We start from the raw sequence: 18,122 nt of genomic DNA, 5'->3' as shown, positions 1-18,122 counted from the left end.
CGACGGGCAATGGCCGCAGGTCTGGGCATTGACCGCAGCGGGCTCGATCCTGGTCCAGCGCAACCAGAAACTGCTGGGGGCCGACGGGCCCTCGACCAATCCGGCGTTCGTGTTCCAGACCGACCGGGCTGGAGCAACGTTGACGCCGCTCAGAAGATGATGTGCGGCGTGACGGCTGCACATCCGAGGGGGCTCTCACCGTCCTGCCGTTTGTCAGCCTTACCCCCTGCCGACTTGGCAGGGTTGCGGAACGCATGGCGGCAACTGGAGGATGCCGCCGCTCGTTGCTGACTCAGGGCTTCAGGGCCTCAGCAGATTCTTGGCAGCTGTTCGCCCGACAACCAGTCCACCACCCTGCGCCCGCCGAATCGGGTCTGCATCTGCACGAAACCGTGGGCGTCTTCAAGGACCGTGCCGATACGCACCGCATGTTCGCCCAACGGGTTGAGGCGCATACAGTCGAGCAGCGGCTGGGCGTCTTCTTCGGCGCAGATTGCGATCAGCTTACCCTCGTTGGCGATGTACAGCGGGTCCAGGCCCAACAGTTCGCAGGCGGCCTCAACCTGCGGCTGCACGGGAATCGCCGCTTCGTCCAACAGCATGCCGACTCCGGACTGACCGGCAATTTCGTTCAGCGTGGTCGCCAAACCGCCTCGGGTCGGGTCGCGCAGTACGCGCAGGCCGGGAGCGACCGCGAGCATCTGCGCCACCAAGCCATGCAGCGCCGCACTGTCAGACAGGATTTCGGTTTCGAACGCCAGCCCTTCTCGCTTGGACATGATCGCCACACCATGTTCGCCGATGCTGCCGGACACCAGGATCGCATCGCCGGGACGTGCGCGATGCCCGCCCGTGTCGACCCCGTTGGGGATAATGCCGATGCCGGTGGTGCTGATGAACACGCCGTCGCCACTGCCGCGTTCCACGACTTTGGTGTCGCCGGTGATGATCGGCACCCCGGCATCGCGGGAGGCGCGGCCCATCGACTCAACGATGCGCTTGAGGTCAGCGAGGGCAAAGCCTTCCTCGATGATGAAGCTGGCTGAGAGATAAAGCGGCCGCGCGCCGCCCATGGCGACGTCGTTGAGGGTGCCATGCACAGACAAGCTGCCAATGTCGCCACCGGGGAAAAACAGCGGCGACACCACGTGTGCGTCGGTGGCCATGACCATGCGTTCGCCGGGTTTGAGTTCCGGGCTGAAGGCGGCGCCATCGTTGCCCTGGCGCAACCACGGGTTGTCGAAGGCGGCGACGAATAGTTCTTCGATCAACTGCGCCGAAGCGCGCCCGCCAGCACCGTGGCCCATATCGACCACGCCGTCGCGAAAATTGAGGGGGCGTACATAACCGCGTTTTACGGGGGAACGGCCGGTCATACTGCAACAACCTCGATGTCTTTATAGCGCCCGTAGGCGTAATGAGCGGCGCAGGCGCCTTCGTTGGAGACCATGCACGAGCCCATGGGGTTTTCCGGGGTGCATACGCTGCCAAACAGGCGGCAGTCGGTGGGCTTTTTCTGGCCGCGCAGGATCGGCCCGCATTCGCAGGCTTTGTTATCGGCCACGGCGCGGTAATGCAGGTCGAAGCGTTTTTCTGCATCGAAGGCGGCGAACTCTGCACGAATGCGCAAGGCGCTGAACGGCACCTCGCCAAGCCCGCGCCATTCGAAGCTCTCACGCAGTTCGAAGATCTCGTCCATCAAGGTCTGGGCGGCGCTGTTGCCGTTGCGGCCGACGGCGCGGACGAATTCGTTTTCGACTTCGGCGCGCCCGTCGTTGACCTGGCGCACCAGCATCAAAATCGCCTGTATCACGTCCAGCGGTTCGAAACCGGCAATCACCACCGGCTTGCGGTATCGGCGGGCGAACTCGGCGTAGGGTTCGGAGCCAATGATGATGCTCACATGCGCCGGGCCGACGAAGCCGTCCAGTTCCACCGCCGCCGGATCTTGCCCGGGGGCGGCAAGGATATGCTCGATGGCCGCCGGGGTCAGGACATGGCAGCACAGCACGCTGAAGTTTTTCAGGCCGCGAGCGGCGGCGTCGCGGATCACCAGGGCGGTCGGCGGCGTGGTGGTTTCGAAGCCAATGGCCAGGAACACCACTTCACGCTCGGGGTTGGCCTCGGCGATTTTCAGCGCATCGCTGGGCGAGTAGATCATGCGGATATCCGCGCCTTGTGCCTTGGCGCGCAGCAGCGAGAGGCCACCGGACGCCGGCACGCGCAGGGTGTCGCCATAGCTGCAGAGGATCGCTCCGTCCTCCAGCGCCAGCTTCACCGCCAGGTCGATACGCCCAATCGGCAAGACACACACCGGGCAGCCGGGGCCGTGGATCATGCGGACATTGGCGGGCAGCAAATCGCTCACGCCGTAACGCGATATCGCATGGGTGTGGCCGCCACAGAATTCCATGAAGCGGTATTGGCGTTCCGGCCGGACTTCGTCGCGGATGCGCTCGGCAATGCGCTGTGCCAGTTCGCCGTCGCGGTATTCATCGATGTACTTCATAGGGCTTCCGGTTGCAGGCGGTCCAGTTCTTCGAACATGGCCAGGGTCCGCTGGGCTTCTTCGGGATCGATCAGGCCGAGGGCGTAACCGACGTGGACGATCACGTAGTCGTCGACCTGGGCTTGCGGCACCAGCGCCAGGGAGATTTCCTTGCGGATACCGCCCAAGTCGACGAGTGCGTTATCGCCGGCGCGCAATTCGATCACGCGTGCGGGAATGGCTAGGCACATGCTTGGGATTCCTTCAATGGCAAAGCGGGTTGGCGCTGCGGGTCGCGCCAGTGCGCGGCAACCCAGGCTTGACCCAGGGCCAGCCCGGCATCGCCGCACGACACAGCCTGCGCGCTGAAAACCGGCAAGCCCCTGGCGGTCAATCGTTGCGTGAGCCGGGCACTGAGCAGGCGATTGGCGAAGCAACCGCCCCCAAGCAGCACCGGCAGCGTGGTGGATTGGTGCTCGATCCAGTCGGCGAGAGCGGCGGCCAGCGTCAGGTGAAACAGCGCCGCGCCTTCTGCGCTGCGTGCGCTGTCGGCGAGTTCGAACAGGCGGGTCAGCAGCGGGAGCAGATCGAGCACGCCGTCAGCGCGGAGATGCCACAGGCCGTCGATGGCGGGCTCGGCGTGGGTTGCCAGGTATTCAGCGGCCAGACGCTCCAGGGCAATGGCCGCCTCGGCTTCGAATTGTTGACGCACGCTGATGCCGAGAATCCCCGCAGCGGCATCGAACCAACGGCCGGCGCCACTGCTCGGCGGGCAGTTGAGATTGCGCGCGAGCATCTGCGCGACAGTGTTCGCGCTTTGTTCGCCGACCAGCGGCCCGAGCCGCCTGAGGATTTCATCGTCGCGCCCCAGCAGGTGCAGCGCCGCGGCGGCCAGGCGCCAGGGTTCGCGGGCGGCCACATCGCCACCGGGCAGCGGCAGCGGCAATAGATAACCGAGTCGGCGCCAGGCATCGCTGGCCACCCAGAGCAACTCGCCGCCCCAGGCTGCGCCATCGCTGCCAAGGCCCACGCCGTCCAGCGCCAGGCCGAGTACCGGGCCGTCGAGGCCATGTTCGGCCATCAGCGCGGCAATGTGCGCGTGGTGATGCTGCACGGCTACGGCGGACACGTTGAGTTTTTCCGCCAGCGTCACCGCCAGTTGCGAGCTATAGAAATCCGGGTGCAAGTCATGGGCGATGGCTTGCGGCGTGACTTCAGCGCACGCCAACAGAGCGTCCAACGACGCCGCCAGGTCCAGGCAGCTTTGCGGGTCGCCCAAGTCACCGTGGAGTGGCGACCACAGCACCTGATCGCCCTGCAACAGGCAGGCGGTGTTCTTCAGCCACGCGCCACAGGCCAGCACCGGCGGCCAGACCTGCGCGCCGGGCAGTTTTTCGCTACGCATGCGGGGCCTCCACCTGAGCTTTGAGGCGGGCCAGTTCAGCTTCCAGTTCGGCGATGCGCGCGGCGCGGCGGTCAACCGCGGGGGCGCCGGCCAGCAACCAGTCGAGCCAGGCATCCAGCCCGGTGCCGTCGCGGGCGCTGAGCTGGATGATCTGGATCTGCGGGTTGACCTGTCGCGCATAGTCCAGGCAGCGCTGCACGTCGAAATCCAGGTGCGGCAACAGGTCGATCTTGTTGAGGATCATCAGGCGCGCTGCGGCGAACATGTCCGGGTACTTGAGGGGTTTGTCTTCGCCCTCGGTCACCGACAGGATCGCCACTTTGCCCGCCTCGCCCAGATCCCAGAGCGCGGGGCAGACCAGATTGCCGACGTTCTCGATGAACAGCATGCCGGCCGGCTCACCACCGTCGTGGGCATGATGGCTGTGTTGATGCTGTTGAGTCTGTACGTGGGCGTGCGGCTGCTGATCAACGTGGCTATGCATAGGCGACTGATGCGTGTGACCGGCCGCGTGCAGCGCGTCATGCAGTGGCAGGCGGCTGTAGGCTTCGGTGATCATCCGGGCATCGAGGTGGCAGCCTTTGCCGGTGTTGATCTGGATCGCGGGTACGCCGGTTTCGCGGATGCGCTCGGCGTCGTGACGGGTTTGCTGATCGCCCTCGATCACCGCCAGCGGCAAGTCGGCGCGGCGCTGGCGCAGGGCCATGAGGGTGCTGCACAACAGGGTGGTCTTGCCGGAACCGGGGCTGGACACCAGATTGAGGGCCAGTACGCCGTGGGCGGTGAAGTTTTCCCGGTTACGCGCGGCGTGCCGGTCGTTTTCGCCGAGGATGTCTTGCTCCAGGCGGATGGTGCGGGCCTGGCTCATGCCGGGCACTGAAACCCGCGCCTGACCCGCGCCGTAATGCAGGTCGCCGGTAGCGTCGACCTGCACATCGCTATCGGTGGCCGGAGCTTCGGTCTTGTCGTGTGAATGTCCGGTTCCGCAACCGCAGACGACGCACATGGTGTACCTCCAAAATCAAACGATTAATGATCCTCGACCTGCAGGTCGAGGATGCGCAATTCAGTCCCACCGGTGGGTTGCAGCCAAAAGCCGCCGCATTGCGGGCAGCCGGCGCCGCGCTCGATCAGCGGCACGCTGATGGCGCAATCCAGGCACCAGGCCTGGCCCGGCGGTTGTTCAATATCGATTTGCGCACCGGCCAGCAAGGTGCCGGGTGCCAGTGCTTCAAGGGCGAAACGCAGCGCCTCGATTTCAACGCCGGCCAGCGTGCCAGCCTCCAGGCGCAGGCGGCTGACCCGCACGAACGGATCGCGCCTGGCCGCCGCCTCGACGGCGCTGAGAATGCCGCCCGCCAGACTCACTTCATGCATGAATAATGTCCTCGCTCGGTACGGCTTCAAGCTCAAGGGTGAAGCCGATGCACGGGTCGAAAGCCGCGATCAACAGCTCAGCGCGACGTCGCGTGGCCGGATCGCCGGCTGACATCGTCGCCAAACCCTGGGCCAGCGCGCCGTGGGGATGAAGGTTCCATTCGGTCGGCGCGATGACCTGATAGTCGCGGATCAACACACCGGCATTCATTCGCTCCAGACAGACCCGGTGCAACAACAGGCCGCGCGACGTTTCGCTCCAGGCCAACGCCTCGTCGGGCCCCAGCGCCAATGCGCCGAGTGCCAAGCCAGCGGGCTGTGGCAGCGAGAGCCGCGCCAGTTCGGCGAGGCGCGCGCCCAGACGCAGCCAGACGCTGGCGTAGCGTTGGGGGTCGGCCTCACGCGCGCGGGTCCAACTGCCCGTCTCACAGGGTAGCCCGAAGGCCACCGGATGCAACGCAAAATCGCTGGCCTCTCGCAGTTGGGCGGCCACCACCTGCAGCGCTTGGGTGTTGCCGGCCAGTGACAGGGCATGCACCGGCAGTTGCAGGGCGTGGGCATCCTCGCGGCAATCGGCCAGGGCGTGCGCCAGCCAATGATCGCTGCGCTGGCTCCACTCATCGAGCGCGCTGAACGGCTCGGCGTCCCATCGTTCAAGCCATTGCGCCACCGATTCGCCCAACCAGGCGGACATCGCCTGTTGCGGGGCGTGTTCCCAGGCATGCAGTTGGCTGAGATCGGGGCGCACCGACGGGTTACCCAGCAACCGCGGCCATTCGAGCAGCATACGCCGCACGTGCTCGCGGCGGGTTTCGGCCTCCAGCATGCGCTGGGTGTTGGGGTCGATGGGGGTTTCGCCATGCAGTGCGGTGTCGACGGCCAACGCTGCGGTCAAGCGGTGCGCTTGCCCGCACAGGCTATAGAGCAACGGTAAGTGGTGCGCGGCGGTCTGTGGCGGCTGGCCGCGCAACAAAGTGGCGGCCAGCGCCGGGCGCCCGCCGACAATCGCGGGCTGCTGGCCGGGACGCACCCGCAATGAGCCGCCGAGCCGTGCCAAGCTTGCCATGGCGGTCATTGCGCGCCCCCGGACACGCGTCCGAACAGCAAGCCACGGCGGCTGATGGCCGGGCGTTCCGGTGCGCGTTCGGGCGCATCCCGCAACAGCGCCAGCACCTGTTCGGCGGTTTGCCGGGCCGCGTCCTGATCGGCGAATTCAAACATCGGTGAAAACAGCGAACAGCTCTCGTAGCCACCGATGCCTTCGCCGTCTGCGCCAATGAAGGTCAGGCACTGCCCGCCAAATTGATGTTCGCCTGACGCCCCCTGGGCCAGGAGTGTGTCGCGGTTCTCCGGCAGCCAGATCAGGTTCATGAACCAAGGGCTGATCAGAACACCCAGCACCCCGGTTGCCGCGTTTTCCCCGGCGATTTGCGCGCTGAAGCCCACCGCCTCGACCGCCAGCTGTTGATTGAGAAACGGCAACCCGCGCATGCGTGTCTCGGCGATGCCCTGGAAGTGCGCGCACAGGGTTTGTGCCTGTTGCGCCGGGCCGTCTTGGCGCTCAGACAGGTTCATCGATCACCATGAACTGCTCGGCATCGCCATCGCAATTCGGGCAACGCCAATGTTCCGGCAATGCGGAGAACGGCGTACCCGGCTCAATCTGCCAGACCGGGTCGCCGTCGCGCGGGTCATACACCCACCAGCAGATTTTGCATTCCAGGCGGGTGGCGTCGCTGATCCGGGCGTTGTCGCCGCCGTAGCTGCCTTCGAAGCCGGTTTTTTCGTTCATCGTGACCTCACTGCCCTTCGAACCACTGGATAACGTCTTCGAAGCGCTCCAGTGAGTCGGCCAGGTCTTCGGGGGCGGCGCAGATCACTTCCGGCAGGTCGGTGATTTCGATGGTGTCGAGGATCTGCGCATCCTGTGAGTTGAAGTACGTGATGCGCCAGCAGTTCTGTATCCGGGTCGCGCTGATCAGGCAATTGCCATAGCCACGGGCCAAGGCGCGCACCGGGCCGGCGGGCAAGTAGGCGTCGAGGAAGGCGATGTCCTGTTCGGACAACGGCAGCAAGGTCAGGTTGATGACATGCACCTGATCGCCGGGTTGCCAGTGTTGGCTGCGGTCTTGTACCTCGGTCAGGATCGCCGGGGCGTTCATGACGCCCAGCGGCAACGCTGACGACAAGTCGAAATCCGCCGGTCGGGCCGCCGCGCGGGCATTGCCGCGCAGTTGCGAAGGCGCGGCGCCCACTTCGACGTGATCGTAGCCCTGGCCGTAGATGCGCCATACGCCGGCGAAGATCGATTCCTGGATACGCAACGACGGCTGCGCGGCAATGATCGCGCTGACCTCGCCTTCGCCCAGCAATTGGTCGAGCAGCTTGCGGTCGCCTGTTTCCAGGCCACTGAGGTCGACACTTTGCGTGGTCAGGCCGTTATTGCAGTCGCGCAGGCATTGCAGCAACGCTTGCAACGCGTGCCGCGCACCGGGCAGCGCCGCAAGCTCTTCAGGTTCGGGCAGCACCGGAATGCTATGGGTATACATGCCCTGAGGCATGCTGATGTATTCGAGCACGTCCTCATCGTCGGGTTGCGAGCCGGGGCCAATATCCACCACGGGGATGTAGTTCAGCGGATCGAACTCCACGGCGTGGCTTTGTGCATCGCGGTGATTGGCATCGTGGTTCATTGGCAACCTCCGGGGGCGCTGACCGGGGCACCGGCAAGCAATGGAATGCGCGCGTTGCTTTGGCTCACGGCAGCTTCCGCCAGGCGCAGGTATTCGTCCCAGTCGAGCATGCCGCTGAAGGTGCTGACGTAACCCGCATCGCGCAGCCACACCAGCGACGGCCAGCGGCGCACGGCAAAGCGCGCGGCGATGGCTTCTTCATCGGCGCGACCGACCACGCCCAGGCGCAGGCTCAATTGGTGGCGGCGCGCGATTTCCACGCGCAGTTCCGGCAACACCACGGCCACGTCCAGGCATTCGGGATGGCGTACCGGGTCACCGCACAGCAGCAACAGGCAGTCGCCCCCTTCGGCAAGCCAGGCATCGAGGTTGTCGGCGTCGATCCAGGTCGCGTCGAATTGCTCCACCAGCCGGCTGATCAAGGCCGGGATGGCGGGTGTCACGGGAATGGGCGCCATGAAAACAGCGGAGTCGCTCATGTGGGGTCCTTGACTGACGGTTGAGGTGGGGTGAGCGCGGCAGGCGCAAGGGGTGGCGACGCGTGGCCCAACAAGGCCGCCAGTTGCTCGGCGTTCATGGCCGAGGGCAGGCTGAAACCCGGCACGCTGTCGGGCTGCGGGGCCGTGCCGAACAGGGCCGCTTCGAGCAGGCGCAGGGTGGAGTCGATTTCGCTGGCGCGTTGGGCGTCGAGGCGTTCACGGGCGGCGTCGAGAAAGATCAACAGCCAGTCGCCGACCGCACACGGGCCGACCAGTGACAGGTCGATACGGCGTTCTTCGCCGTGGCGGTCGCGGCAGCGGGCGAAGCCCAACTCGGCCGCGATCACTTGCATGGGCAATCCGATGCACATATCAGGCGCGCCTGGCGAGGATGCGTTCGTCGCCGATCCGGCAGGCTTGCTGTTCGGACGGGCGTTCGTTTTCGTAGCGTTGCAGCTCGAGGTGCGGCAGGGTCACCGCCTCTTCACCCGCGAGTGGCGAGGCGCGCTTGTGCGGTGCCGCGCCCCAACCCTCGAGCACGCGCAGCGCCTCATCCAGCGCACCTTCCATGGCGGCCCTGACGCTGGGGCGCAGGCTGCCGCCGTAGTCCATCATGTTTTCCGGCTGGCAACCGATCAGCAGCACGCGTGTCGGGTAATGGCCGGTCAGTTGCGCGAGCATCAGCACCTCCTGAAAGCCGGTCTGGTGCAGGCTGAGCTTTTTGATGCCGAGGAATTTGGGGACATCGTCGTCGGCGATGAACTTCAGTTCGCCAGGCGCGAGGTTGTAATCCACGGCGTCGAAAATCAGCAGGTAATCGGCTTGCTGGACATGCTGGATCAAGTACAGGCCTTGCGTGCCGCCATCGATCAGCGCCACGTTGTCGGCGAACTCATAACGCTGTTGCAAGGCTTCGACGCAACGAACGCCGAAGCCTTCGTCGGCCCACAGGAGATTGCCGATGCCCAGCACAGTGATCTGCGGCAGTGTCGGTTGGAGAGGACTCATGGCGGTTTCTACCATTCTGGTCATTTTTTAAAGGTCTTGTAGCCGGAAATCATTGCCCCGACCAAGCTCAGGCGCCCGTTGATTTCTTCGCGCACGGCGGCATAGATGTGGAACATGACGAATAGCACAATCACCCACATGCCCAAGTGATGCAGGACATGCACATTGTTGGATTGCCCCAGCAGCGGCAGTACCCAACCGAAGGTGCGTTCCTGCCAGGAGCCCATTTGCGCGCCTTCGCCATACAGCGCGAAGCCGGTCAGGATCATGAACAGCGAGGACAGCAAGAAGATGAAAAACATCGCGAAACGCGACAGCGGGTTGTGGCCGAACATCGGTTTTGGCGTCGGCCCGATGAACAGGTAGTAGCGCACCCAAGCGAGCATGTCGGTCCAGTAGACCTTGCTGGTCAGCGGCACCGAGAACAGTTCGCGGGCGTGATGATTGCCCACCAGCGCCCAATAGGCGCGCCCGATCATGGCGATGGTGAAAATGTACGCCGCGCTGAAATGCGCAAAGCGGATGTAGCCCATCACGAAATGGTCGCTGGCTTCGCCCGGTTGGGTCGCCAGCGGCGAACCGATCAGGTAGCCGGTGATGGCAAGCACCACAATGCAGGCGGCATTGATCCAGTGCCACAGGCGCACGGGCGCCTCGTACACGTATTCCGACGCGTCGAGGGGGCTTTGAGTAGGTTGGGTCATAGCGTCACCTTTGGATGGGCAGGCGCCGTGGCGCCTGCCGAATGCAGCGTTGAACAATCGATCAACTGACCTTGACTGTGCTCAGCTCCGCGCCGTCCTCGCTCATCACGTGGGTGGCGCAGGCCATGCAAGGGTCGAAGGAATGCAGCGTGCGCAGGATTTCCACGGGCTGATCGGGGACGGCCACCGGCGTGTTCATCAGCGCGGCCTCGAAAGCACCGATCTGGCCCTTGGCGTCACGCGGGCTGCCGTTCCAGGTGCTGGGCACGACGCACTGGTAGTTCTCGATCTTGCCGTTCTTGATCCGGATCCAGTGGCCGAGTGCGCCGCGTGGCGCGGCAACGATGCCGACCCCTTTGGCCTCGGCAGGCCAGGTGGACGGGTCCCATTTTTCGACGTTGGCGGTGGCACGGTCGCCGTTGCGGATATTGGTCATCAACTCGTTCCAGTCGTCGACCATCATTTCTGCGCAGTACTCGGCTTCCAGGGCGCGGGTCAGCGTTCGGCCGATCGTGCTGGGCAACAGTTGCTTGGCACTGAGGTTGGTTTCTGCCAGGCCCAGGGCTTTTGGCAAGTCGAGGTTGACGGCTCGCAGCGAACCTTCCAGTTGTTCCTTGACCCGCTGGCAATGCGGGTTGCCTTTGAGGGCATGGGCATAGCCCAGGATGTAACGCGCCAACGGCCCGACTTCCATGGCATGACCGCGCCAGCGCGGCGATTTGACCCACGAATATTTGGCGCTTTCGTCGACTTCTTCGATGTTGGTGCGGGTGCCCTTGGTCTTGGCGCCCAGCTCGTAGTTCGGCTCGGTGATGCCGTCCCACGGGTGCAGGCCCTTGTCGTTGTCCGGGTAGTTGTACCAGGAGTGGGTCACGAACTCTTGCACTTGCTCGGGGTCGCGGGCGTCGACAGGCAGGATTTCGTCCCAGTTGCCGTTGAGGATCGCCCCGCCCGGCAATTGGTTGGTGCTGTCGTCGTAATTGACCTTGGCGTAGGTGCCGTAATCCATCACGTTGGTCGCCGACAAACCGCCGCCGTGCAGCCAGCCTTTTTGCTTGTAGATAGTGCCGATAGCCAGCACGTCCGGCACATACACGTTGCGGCAGAAGGTCAGCGCTTCGTCGATGCGCGCCCGCACGAAGTTCAGGCGTTCCATATTCAACGGCGCACCGGCGGCCAGGTCGCCATCGATATTGATCGCGCAGGGCACGCCGCCGACCAGATAGTTGGGGTGCGGGTTCTTGCCACCGAAGATGGTATGGATCTTCACCCACTCTTTCTGCAGGTCGAGGGCTTCAAGGTAATGGGTCACGGCCATCAGGTTGGCTTCAGGCGGCAGTTGGTAAGCCGGGTTGCCCCAGTAACCATTCATGAACGGCCCGAGCTGACCGCTTTCGACGAACTTCTTCAGACGGTTTTGCACGTCGCGGAAATAACCCGGCGAAGACAACGGGTGAGCCGGCGAAACGGTCTGCTGCAATTCCGAGGTGCGCTTGGGGTCAGCCTTGAGCGCAGACACCACGTCCACCCAGTCCAGTGCATGCAGGTGGTAGAAATGCACGGCGTGGTCATGGACTTGCAGGGTCTTGGCCATCATCTCGCGAATCAAGTGCGCGTTCGGCGGGATGCGAATGCCCAGCGCGTCCTCTACCGAGCGCACCGAGGCCAGCGCGTGGCAACCGGTGCAGACGCCGCAGATGCGCTCCACGAATGCCCAGGCGTCACGTGGGTCGCGGCCCTTGAGGATGACTTCGAGGCCGCGCCACATGGTGCCGGTGGAAACGGCGTTGCGGATAACGTTGTTGGCATCGAGGTTGACCTCGACGCGCATGTGGCCTTCGATACGGGTCACAGGGTCGACAACGATACGTCGGCCTGTGTTGTTGAGGTCGAAACCCTGAGTCGAATAGGTGCTCATTGGTGCTTATTCCTGTCTTGTCGCTGGGGCGTCGGGCGAGGTGGTGGGCGCTTTGCCGTTGCTGGCGCGTTTGAGGGCGGTGACGGCGGCATGGGCAGTGATCGCTGCGCCGACGGTGACGCCGGCAACCAGGCCGATTTCGTCCGCGTTCGCTTCAACGCCAAACTGGTTGATGCCGCTCAAGTGCTGATAGAACGAGCCCTTGTCCCAGAACCCCTCCTCCGAACAACCGATGCAGCCGTGGCCGGACTGAATCGGGAAGCTGGTGCCGCCATTCCAACGCACGGTCGAGCAGGCGTTGTAGGTAGTCGGGCCTTTGCAGCCGACTTTGTAAAGGCAGTAGCCCTTGCGCGCCGCGTCGTCGTCCCAGGACTCAACGAACTGACCGGCGTCGAAGTTCGGACGGCGGTAGCACTTGTCGTGAATGCGCTGGCTGTAGAACATTTTCGGCCGGCCCTGACGGTCCAGCTCAGGAATGCGGTCGAAGGTCAGCATGTAGGTGATCACCCCGGTCATGACTTCGGCGATCGGCGGGCAGCCCGGCACTTTGATGATCGGTTTGTCGGTGATGACCTTGTGAATCGGCACCGCCTGGGTCGGGTTCGGCTTGGCGGCCTGTACGCAGCCCCAACTGGCGCAGGAGCCCCAGGAAATGATCGCCTTGGCATCGCGAGAAACGCGCTTCAACTGCTCGACGAAGGGCTTGCCGCCAATGATGCAACTCATACCGTCCTGGTTCAGTGGCGGGTTGCCTTCGACGGCCAGGATGTAGTTGCCCTTGTACTTGGTCATGACCTCGTCAAGGATTGCCTCGGCCTGATGCCCGGCGGCGGCCATCAAGGTGTCGTCGTAATCCAGGGAGATCATCGACAGCACCACGTCCTTGGCCAGCGGATGCGCGGAGCGGATGAATGACTCCGAGCAACAGGTGCATTCCAGGCCGTGCAGCCAGAGGACTGGCGTGCGTGGCTTGTTCTCCATGGCCCAGGCGATTTTGGGCATGAATGCCGGGCCCAGCCCCAGCGACGTTGCGGTCAAGGAACAAAATTTGAGAAAGCTGCGGCGCGAGATGCCTTGTCTGCGCATCACCTCGTAAAACGTTTCCATTACTTTATTTCTCCTCCCCGAGAAGGTGCTTCAACGGGGGCTGCACTCGGTGTGTTGGAAATCTGTGCCCGACCAGGTGAGTCAGGCGCCATGCCGTCGGCTACAAAGGCCATCAGTTCTATGGGGTGTTGAGGCTGCAGCCTGGGCATGATTGCGACGGCTGCTGGAAACATGCGGGTAACCCATGACGTTCAGTTATCTGGTAAGTACAAGACCTGTGCCATTTCGCCGCGGTGTAGATAAATTGCTTACTAATTAATTTATCTATCTGTTTTTAAAGGACTTTTACTTTTTTACCGAGCGCATTGAGACACCTTGTAACAAACCTAAGCTGGAATGTTTGTTTCCACTATTTATGCAGCCTGGAAACCATATGTCCGGCTTGGCAAGTGGCTGGCGAGAGAACCTCGCCAGGCGCTGAAAGGAAGAGAAGGCTCAGGCGGGCGTCGCGTCCAGGCGGTCGTAGCCCTTGAAGCGGTAGAACAACACGGAAACGGCCCAGGTCAGGATGAATATCCCGACGATCAGGTAGCCGATCATGCCGAAGTTGTCGGTCAGCGCAGTGATGAAATCCCACACACCGCCGTGCAGATCCCAGCGCGCCGCGATCAGCCCGAGCACTTCCACCCCGCCCACCAGCAATGCCACCAACACCGACATGGACGTGATGGTCAGGTTGTAATAGAGCTTGCGTGCCGGGTTGACCAGTGCCCAGTGGTAAGCACCGGTCATCATCACGCTGTCGGCGGTGTCGACCAGCGCCATGCCGGCCGTGAAGAGCGCCGGGAACACCAGAATCGACCAGATCGGCAGGCTCTGCGAGGCTTGCACCGCAGCGATCCCCAGCAGGCCGATTTCCGTGGCGGTATCAAAACCCAGGCCGAACAGCAGGCCCAGCGGATACAGGTGCCAGGGACGGCTGATCAGGCGGAACAGCGGGCGCAACAGTCGGGCGATGGGGCCACCGCCGGTGAGTATCGCGTTCATTTCTTGCTCGCCGATCCGTTCGCCGCGCCGCACGCGGCCAAACGCCTGGTACACCGAGCGCAGGATGAGCAGGTTGATCAACGCCACCAGCAACAGGAAGGCGGCAGACACCGAGGTGCCAATCAGCCCGCCGAGGCCGTGAAAGGCTTCGATTTCGCTTTTGAACGCCGTGGCCGTCAGTGCGATGCCGAGCGAAGCCAGGATTACCACGGTGCTGTGCCCGAGCGAGAAAAACAGGCCGACACTCGCGGTTTGTCGGCCTTCCTGGATCAGCTTGCGGGTGGCGTTGTCGATGGCGGCGATGTGATCGGCATCCACGGCATGGCGCAGGCCGAAGCTGTAGGCCAGAAAGGCGGTGCCGAGCAACAGCGGATAGTCATGGAAGGCCGTGAAAGCCCAGGCCCAGGCCAGCAGGTTGGCAGCGACCAGGCCGGCAAAAATGGCCAGGACGCGATGTTTGAACGTCAAAGGCGCACGAGTCGGTGAAACAGGATGCAAGGGCATGCGAACTCCAGAAAGATGGGTTCAAGTATGAAGAAACGAAAAAACCTCATACAAACCCTGTGCCAGTTTGCGTGCCGAGTACCATTCAGGCGTGGTCGGGCGCTCGCAGAACATGGCGGCTGGACAGTGACTGTCCAGCCGAGCCGATAACTGGACAATGAGCTTCCAGCGCCGCTGCCGGATTATCGGCTCAGGCGGGCCCGGCTTCGGGCAGCGTCACGGTGAACTGCGCACCGCCCTCGGGGTGATTGGCGGCCACCATCCGACCGCCACAGCGTTCGATGATGCCGTAGCTGATCGACAGGCCCAGGCCCGTGCCTTTGCCCACGGACTTGGTGCTGAAGAACGGGTCGAACACCTGGCTCAGGTGTTTCTCTGCGATGCCCGCACCGTTGTCGCGTAAACGCAGGGTGACCCAGCCCGGCTCCTGGGTCACCTCGATCCAGACTGTCGGCAAGGCCTGGTTGGCCGCTTGCGCGGCATCGTAGGCGTTCTGCATCAGGTTCATCAGCACTTGCAGCAGTTGCCCGGCATTGCCGCGCACCGGCGGCGTGTCAACGGCCTGCCAATGCACCTGCAGATCGGGCGCGACGCCACGGCAGACCCAGTGGATGGCGCGCTCGATGACGTCATTGAGGTCGACCTCGCCCAGCGCTTCACGATCCACCGCCGAGAAGCGCTTCAGGGCGCTGACGATGTCGGCGGTGCGTTGCGCGCCTTCCATGCTGCCCTCGATCAACGACGGCAAATCGCTCAGCAGCGGATCGATGCGTAGCTGTTGGCGCAAGGCTTGAAGACCGGCGTGCGACTCGCCGCCGTGGACCGCTTGCAGGTACTGCTGCAGGCGTTTGCCATAGCTGTCGAGCACATGCGCGTTGGCCAGCACGAAGCTGATGGGGTTGTTCAGTTCGTGGGCGACACCAGCCACCAGGCGCCCCAGCGAGGCCATTTTTTCCGCGTGCAACAGTTGCTGTTGAGTGCGCTTGAGCGCCTCGTGGGCCTCGTGCAGTTGGCGATACGCGTGCTGGAGTTCGCCCAGCGGTCGCCCCACCAGCACGTGCCCGATAAAGCGTCCATTGCCCGCGCTGCGCACGGTGCAACTGACGTCCACGGGCACCGGCGCGCCGTTGACATCCTTGAAGTTGACCTCCAGCGAGGCGCTGGCGTTGGGATGGCGCAGGCTGGCGAGGGTCTGGCGCAACTGGGTTTCACTGTGGGGGTCGGCCAACAAGACATAGGCCGGGCTGCCGGACAATGACTGTTCATCACGGCCGACCAGCGTGCGCAGCGCGCTGTTGCTCTCCTCGATGCGCCCTTGCGGGTCGCAGGCCAGCAACACGTCGGACATCGACGACAGTAACCCGGCGATGAACTGCTGCGACTGCTCCAGTTCGACGTTCTTCTCTTCCAGGGCGATTTCATCTTGCACCAGCTTGGAATAGACCTCGTCCATCCTCGCGATGACTTCGATCCAGGCGTCTTCGTCGAGGCTGCCGGGTGGCGGTTTACGGGCCATGGTCGTCAGCTTTTAGGGTGCAGATGCAGGTGGCTGTGGACTTGCTCGTGGCTCGCGCCCTGCTCCACCGGGATCAGGTTCAGCGAGCCATGACGCACGCCGCGTTCGGCGCACACGCGATGGGCGAAATCGCGCACTTCATCGGATGAGCCCTTGAGCATCAGGCTTTCCAGGCAGTTGTCGTGATCCAGATGCACATGCTGGCTGGCAATGGTCAGGTGATGATGCGCGTGCTGCAGGTCCATCACCCGTTCGGTGAGGGTGCGTGAATGGTGATCGTAAACGAAGCTCAGGTTGGCCACGCAATGCGGCGCCTGGCCTTGCTCCAGGCGCGCCTGTTCGATATGCCGCCGCAAAATGTCGCGCATGGCCTCGGAACGGTTGTGGTAACCCTGGTCGCGAATCAGCGCGTCCAGTTCCTCAGCGAGGCCACGGTCCAGGGAAATGGTCAGGCGTTCCATGGGATTTCCTTTTCAATGCACCGTGCAAACCATGCACGGGTCAAAAGAACGAACGATATGTTGCACCGCTACCGGGCTTTTTTCGCCGGGTAGCACGGGAGCACCCTGCAAGGCTTGTTCCAATGCCCCGGGCTGGCCCTGGGCATCGCGTGGCGAGAAGTTCCAGGTGGTCGGGGCGATGATCTGGTAGCGGGCGATTTTCCCGTGCTCCACCTCCAGCCAATGCCCCAGTGCGCCACGTGCCGCTTCGGTCAGGCCGACCGCGCGGCCTTTGTCGGGTAATGCTGCGGCGCGGTAATACGGCTCGCCGGGGCGCAGGGCGATCAACCAGCTTTCCATCAGCGGCACCACCTGCGCCAGCTCCAACAAACGCGCGAGCAGGCGGGTATAAACCGTTGCCGAACAGCGTGCCACGGCATCGCGCAGCAGCGCTTGGCCGGCAATCAACTGACGTGCAATGGCGCCGGTTTCCAGCACCGCGCCGGCCAGGCGCGGGGCTTTGTTCCAGGTATACGCGTCGGTTTTTTCCATCAACGGCTGGGTTTGCCCATCGGCCGGGTGGCGCGGGCCGCCAGCGTCGTCGAGCCAGGCATGCGCGCTGTCTTCGCGGATATCGTCCAGGTCCAGCGCTTGTGCACACTGGGTGACGCCATTCCACAGGCCGCGCGGGAACACCATCGAGCCGTCGGCTCGCGGATACGCCCCGTAGGAAAGATACAGCCCCGGCCCCGGCCCCAGATGCTCAAGCCCGGTGTCCAGGGCGATTTGCAGAAATTGGCGGAAATCGCCCTGCCCCAGCGCTTCGGCGTGCCATGCCCAGAGCTCGCTTTCGCTGCTCAAACCATTGATACGCTCCAGCGGCGCGGCGAACAGCTCGCTTTCCAGAAACTGCCGGAACTCGCGAACGCGGGTCAGCAGGCGCAGGCGCTCGGCGGCATCGATGGCGCGGGTCGAGCCACCCGGTTGGATCGAGCCGGTGTGCGGCCACTTGCCGCCCAGTGTGCCGATCAAATCCAGCCAGCGTTTGCGCGCAGAAATGGCCAGGCGCTGCTGGCTGCCCTGAAGCGGGGTAAAGCGCGCCACCGCGTCTGGATACCAAGGGCGCTCGGCGTACACCGGGCGCACGAAATCCGGCATGAAAAACAGGTAGAAATGGCTCAAGTGATCGGCGAGGTTTTCGGTGGCGGCCATCAGGTTGATTGCCAGCAGGCCGTTGTCCGGCGGCTGTACGCCGGCCAGCCCGGCCAGGGCGCGGGCGGCGGCGATCGATTGCGACACCGAGCAGATTCCGCAGATGCGTGGCGCGTAGGTCAGCGCATCGAGCGGTGCGTGTTGCAGCAGGATTTGCTCGAAGCCACGGTACATGGTGGCGTTGACCCGTGCCGAACGCACATGACCATCTTCCACGTCCAGTTGTACTTCCAGATCGCCTTCAACCCGATTGAATGGGCCGACCACCAAACGTGACATGCAAA

The 18,122-nt window shown here is 63.7% G+C and carries 20 protein-coding genes; all 20 read right to left on the bottom strand.

Annotated elements, in window-relative coordinates:
- Positions 1 to 308: 308 nt before the first annotated feature.
- The 20 genes from hypE to JN756_RS14690 all read right to left on the bottom strand — a co-directional run bounded on the left by hypE (position 309) and on the right by JN756_RS14690 (position 18,117).
- Positions 309 to 1,376, bottom strand: a complete 1,068-nt coding sequence (hypE, locus tag JN756_RS14785) for a hydrogenase expression/formation protein HypE (protein WP_128191480.1) — start codon at positions 1,374 to 1,376, stop codon at positions 309 to 311.
- Positions 1,373 to 2,509, bottom strand: coding sequence for a hydrogenase formation protein HypD (gene hypD / locus JN756_RS14780; RefSeq protein ID WP_046383289.1), 1,137 nt, complete (start codon positions 2,507 to 2,509; stop codon positions 1,373 to 1,375). Before hypD ends, hypE begins: the two co-directional genes overlap by 4 nt.
- On the bottom strand, positions 2,506 to 2,739 hold the full coding sequence (locus tag JN756_RS14775; protein ID WP_017845603.1) for a HypC/HybG/HupF family hydrogenase formation chaperone: 234 nt from the start codon (positions 2,737 to 2,739) through the stop codon (positions 2,506 to 2,508). Before JN756_RS14775 ends, hypD begins: the two co-directional genes overlap by 4 nt.
- A complete protein-coding gene (locus JN756_RS14770) occupies positions 2,730 to 3,893 on the bottom strand; it encodes a Kae1-like domain-containing protein (RefSeq protein WP_201022207.1) in 1,164 nt (387 codons plus the stop codon). Before JN756_RS14770 ends, JN756_RS14775 begins: the two co-directional genes overlap by 10 nt.
- On the bottom strand, positions 3,886 to 4,899 hold the full coding sequence (gene hypB, locus JN756_RS14765) for a hydrogenase nickel incorporation protein HypB (RefSeq protein ID WP_046383286.1): 1,014 nt from the start codon (positions 4,897 to 4,899) through the stop codon (positions 3,886 to 3,888). Before hypB ends, JN756_RS14770 begins: the two co-directional genes overlap by 8 nt.
- Positions 4,900 to 4,922: 23 nt before the next feature.
- Positions 4,923 to 5,270 (bottom strand): hydrogenase maturation nickel metallochaperone HypA/HybF, encoded by a 348-nt coding sequence (locus tag JN756_RS14760; RefSeq protein WP_017845600.1) that lies wholly within the window; start codon positions 5,268 to 5,270, stop codon positions 4,923 to 4,925.
- Entirely contained in the window at positions 5,263 to 6,345 is a 1,083-nt protein-coding gene (locus tag JN756_RS14755) for a hypothetical protein (protein WP_017845599.1), read from the bottom strand. The genes JN756_RS14760 and JN756_RS14755 overlap by 8 nt, the downstream gene beginning before the upstream one ends.
- On the bottom strand, positions 6,342 to 6,845 hold the full coding sequence (gene hybE, locus JN756_RS14750) for a [NiFe]-hydrogenase assembly chaperone HybE (protein ID WP_017845598.1): 504 nt from the start codon (positions 6,843 to 6,845) through the stop codon (positions 6,342 to 6,344). The genes JN756_RS14755 and hybE overlap by 4 nt, the downstream gene beginning before the upstream one ends.
- Complete coding sequence (locus JN756_RS14745; RefSeq protein ID WP_017845597.1) at positions 6,832 to 7,062, bottom strand: rubredoxin; 231 nt, start codon at positions 7,060 to 7,062, stop codon at positions 6,832 to 6,834. Before JN756_RS14745 ends, hybE begins: the two co-directional genes overlap by 14 nt.
- Before the next feature lie 7 nt (positions 7,063 to 7,069).
- Entirely contained in the window at positions 7,070 to 7,963 is an 894-nt protein-coding gene (locus JN756_RS14740; RefSeq protein ID WP_052743351.1) for a hydrogenase expression/formation protein, read from the bottom strand.
- Entirely contained in the window at positions 7,960 to 8,442 is a 483-nt protein-coding gene (locus JN756_RS14735) for a thioredoxin domain-containing protein (protein WP_017845595.1), read from the bottom strand. The genes JN756_RS14740 and JN756_RS14735 overlap by 4 nt, the downstream gene beginning before the upstream one ends.
- Positions 8,439 to 8,813: a HypC/HybG/HupF family hydrogenase formation chaperone gene (locus JN756_RS14730; protein WP_017845594.1), complete on the bottom strand. Its 375-nt coding sequence runs from the start codon at positions 8,811 to 8,813 to the stop codon at positions 8,439 to 8,441. Before JN756_RS14730 ends, JN756_RS14735 begins: the two co-directional genes overlap by 4 nt.
- A 1-nt stretch (position 8,814) precedes the next feature.
- On the bottom strand, positions 8,815 to 9,450 hold the full coding sequence (locus tag JN756_RS14725; protein WP_046484246.1) for a HyaD/HybD family hydrogenase maturation endopeptidase: 636 nt from the start codon (positions 9,448 to 9,450) through the stop codon (positions 8,815 to 8,817).
- 20 nt (positions 9,451 to 9,470) lie between these two features.
- Positions 9,471 to 10,154: a Ni/Fe-hydrogenase, b-type cytochrome subunit gene (cybH, locus tag JN756_RS14720; protein WP_046383281.1), complete on the bottom strand. Its 684-nt coding sequence runs from the start codon at positions 10,152 to 10,154 to the stop codon at positions 9,471 to 9,473.
- A gap of 61 nt (positions 10,155 to 10,215) precedes the next feature.
- Positions 10,216 to 12,072 (bottom strand): nickel-dependent hydrogenase large subunit, encoded by a 1,857-nt coding sequence (locus tag JN756_RS14715; RefSeq protein ID WP_017845591.1) that lies wholly within the window; start codon positions 12,070 to 12,072, stop codon positions 10,216 to 10,218.
- A 6-nt stretch (positions 12,073 to 12,078) separates the two neighbouring features.
- Positions 12,079 to 13,179, bottom strand: coding sequence for a hydrogenase small subunit (locus JN756_RS14710; RefSeq protein WP_017845590.1), 1,101 nt, complete (start codon positions 13,177 to 13,179; stop codon positions 12,079 to 12,081).
- A gap of 435 nt (positions 13,180 to 13,614) precedes the next feature.
- Positions 13,615 to 14,670, bottom strand: coding sequence for a HoxN/HupN/NixA family nickel/cobalt transporter (locus JN756_RS14705; RefSeq protein ID WP_057004039.1), 1,056 nt, complete (start codon positions 14,668 to 14,670; stop codon positions 13,615 to 13,617).
- 190 nt (positions 14,671 to 14,860) lie between these two features.
- A complete protein-coding gene (locus JN756_RS14700; RefSeq protein ID WP_057004038.1) occupies positions 14,861 to 16,186 on the bottom strand; it encodes a PAS domain-containing sensor histidine kinase in 1,326 nt (441 codons plus the stop codon).
- Between the two features lie 5 nt (positions 16,187 to 16,191).
- Complete coding sequence (gene nikR, locus JN756_RS14695) at positions 16,192 to 16,647, bottom strand: nickel-responsive transcriptional regulator NikR (RefSeq protein ID WP_017845587.1); 456 nt, start codon at positions 16,645 to 16,647, stop codon at positions 16,192 to 16,194.
- Positions 16,648 to 16,659: 12 nt separating this feature from the next.
- Positions 16,660 to 18,117 (bottom strand): nickel-dependent hydrogenase large subunit, encoded by a 1,458-nt coding sequence (locus JN756_RS14690; RefSeq protein ID WP_177029623.1) that lies wholly within the window; start codon positions 18,115 to 18,117, stop codon positions 16,660 to 16,662.
- Positions 18,118 to 18,122: the final 5 nt, after the last annotated feature.

Source organism: Pseudomonas sp. Y39-6 (assembly GCF_023651955.1).
Taxonomy (GTDB): Bacteria; Pseudomonadota; Gammaproteobacteria; order Pseudomonadales; family Pseudomonadaceae; genus Aquipseudomonas; species Aquipseudomonas veronii.
The sequence above is the reverse complement of the archived record's forward strand: the minus strand, read 5'-3'. Positions and strand labels throughout refer to the sequence as shown.

Coding starts and splice junctions, on each gene's coding strand:
- hypE (WP_128191480.1), bottom strand. CDS start 1,376: ATGACCGGCCGTTCCCCCGTAAAACGCGGTTATGTACGCCCCCTCAAT.
- hypD (WP_046383289.1), bottom strand. CDS start 2,509: ATGAAGTACATCGATGAATACCGCGACGGCGAACTGGCACAGCGCATT.
- JN756_RS14775 (WP_017845603.1), bottom strand. CDS start 2,739: ATGTGCCTAGCCATTCCCGCACGCGTGATCGAATTGCGCGCCGGCGAT.
- JN756_RS14770 (WP_201022207.1), bottom strand. CDS start 3,893: ATGCGTAGCGAAAAACTGCCCGGCGCGCAGGTCTGGCCGCCGGTGCTG.
- hypB (WP_046383286.1), bottom strand. CDS start 4,899: ATGTGCGTCGTCTGCGGTTGCGGAACCGGACATTCACACGACAAGACC.
- JN756_RS14760 (WP_017845600.1), bottom strand. CDS start 5,270: ATGCATGAAGTGAGTCTGGCGGGCGGCATTCTCAGCGCCGTCGAGGCG.
- JN756_RS14755 (WP_017845599.1), bottom strand. CDS start 6,345: ATGACCGCCATGGCAAGCTTGGCACGGCTCGGCGGCTCATTGCGGGTG.
- hybE (WP_017845598.1), bottom strand. CDS start 6,845: ATGAACCTGTCTGAGCGCCAAGACGGCCCGGCGCAACAGGCACAAACC.
- JN756_RS14745 (WP_017845597.1), bottom strand. CDS start 7,062: ATGAACGAAAAAACCGGCTTCGAAGGCAGCTACGGCGGCGACAACGCC.
- JN756_RS14740 (WP_052743351.1), bottom strand. CDS start 7,963: ATGAACCACGATGCCAATCACCGCGATGCACAAAGCCACGCCGTGGAG.
- JN756_RS14735 (WP_017845595.1), bottom strand. CDS start 8,442: ATGAGCGACTCCGCTGTTTTCATGGCGCCCATTCCCGTGACACCCGCC.
- JN756_RS14730 (WP_017845594.1), bottom strand. CDS start 8,813: ATGTGCATCGGATTGCCCATGCAAGTGATCGCGGCCGAGTTGGGCTTC.
- JN756_RS14725 (WP_046484246.1), bottom strand. CDS start 9,450: ATGAGTCCTCTCCAACCGACACTGCCGCAGATCACTGTGCTGGGCATC.
- cybH (WP_046383281.1), bottom strand. CDS start 10,154: ATGACCCAACCTACTCAAAGCCCCCTCGACGCGTCGGAATACGTGTAC.
- JN756_RS14715 (WP_017845591.1), bottom strand. CDS start 12,072: ATGAGCACCTATTCGACTCAGGGTTTCGACCTCAACAACACAGGCCGA.
- JN756_RS14710 (WP_017845590.1), bottom strand. CDS start 13,179: ATGGAAACGTTTTACGAGGTGATGCGCAGACAAGGCATCTCGCGCCGC.
- JN756_RS14705 (WP_057004039.1), bottom strand. CDS start 14,670: ATGCCCTTGCATCCTGTTTCACCGACTCGTGCGCCTTTGACGTTCAAA.
- JN756_RS14700 (WP_057004038.1), bottom strand. CDS start 16,186: ATGGCCCGTAAACCGCCACCCGGCAGCCTCGACGAAGACGCCTGGATC.
- nikR (WP_017845587.1), bottom strand. CDS start 16,647: ATGGAACGCCTGACCATTTCCCTGGACCGTGGCCTCGCTGAGGAACTG.
- JN756_RS14690 (WP_177029623.1), bottom strand. CDS start 18,117: ATGTCACGTTTGGTGGTCGGCCCATTCAATCGGGTTGAAGGCGATCTG.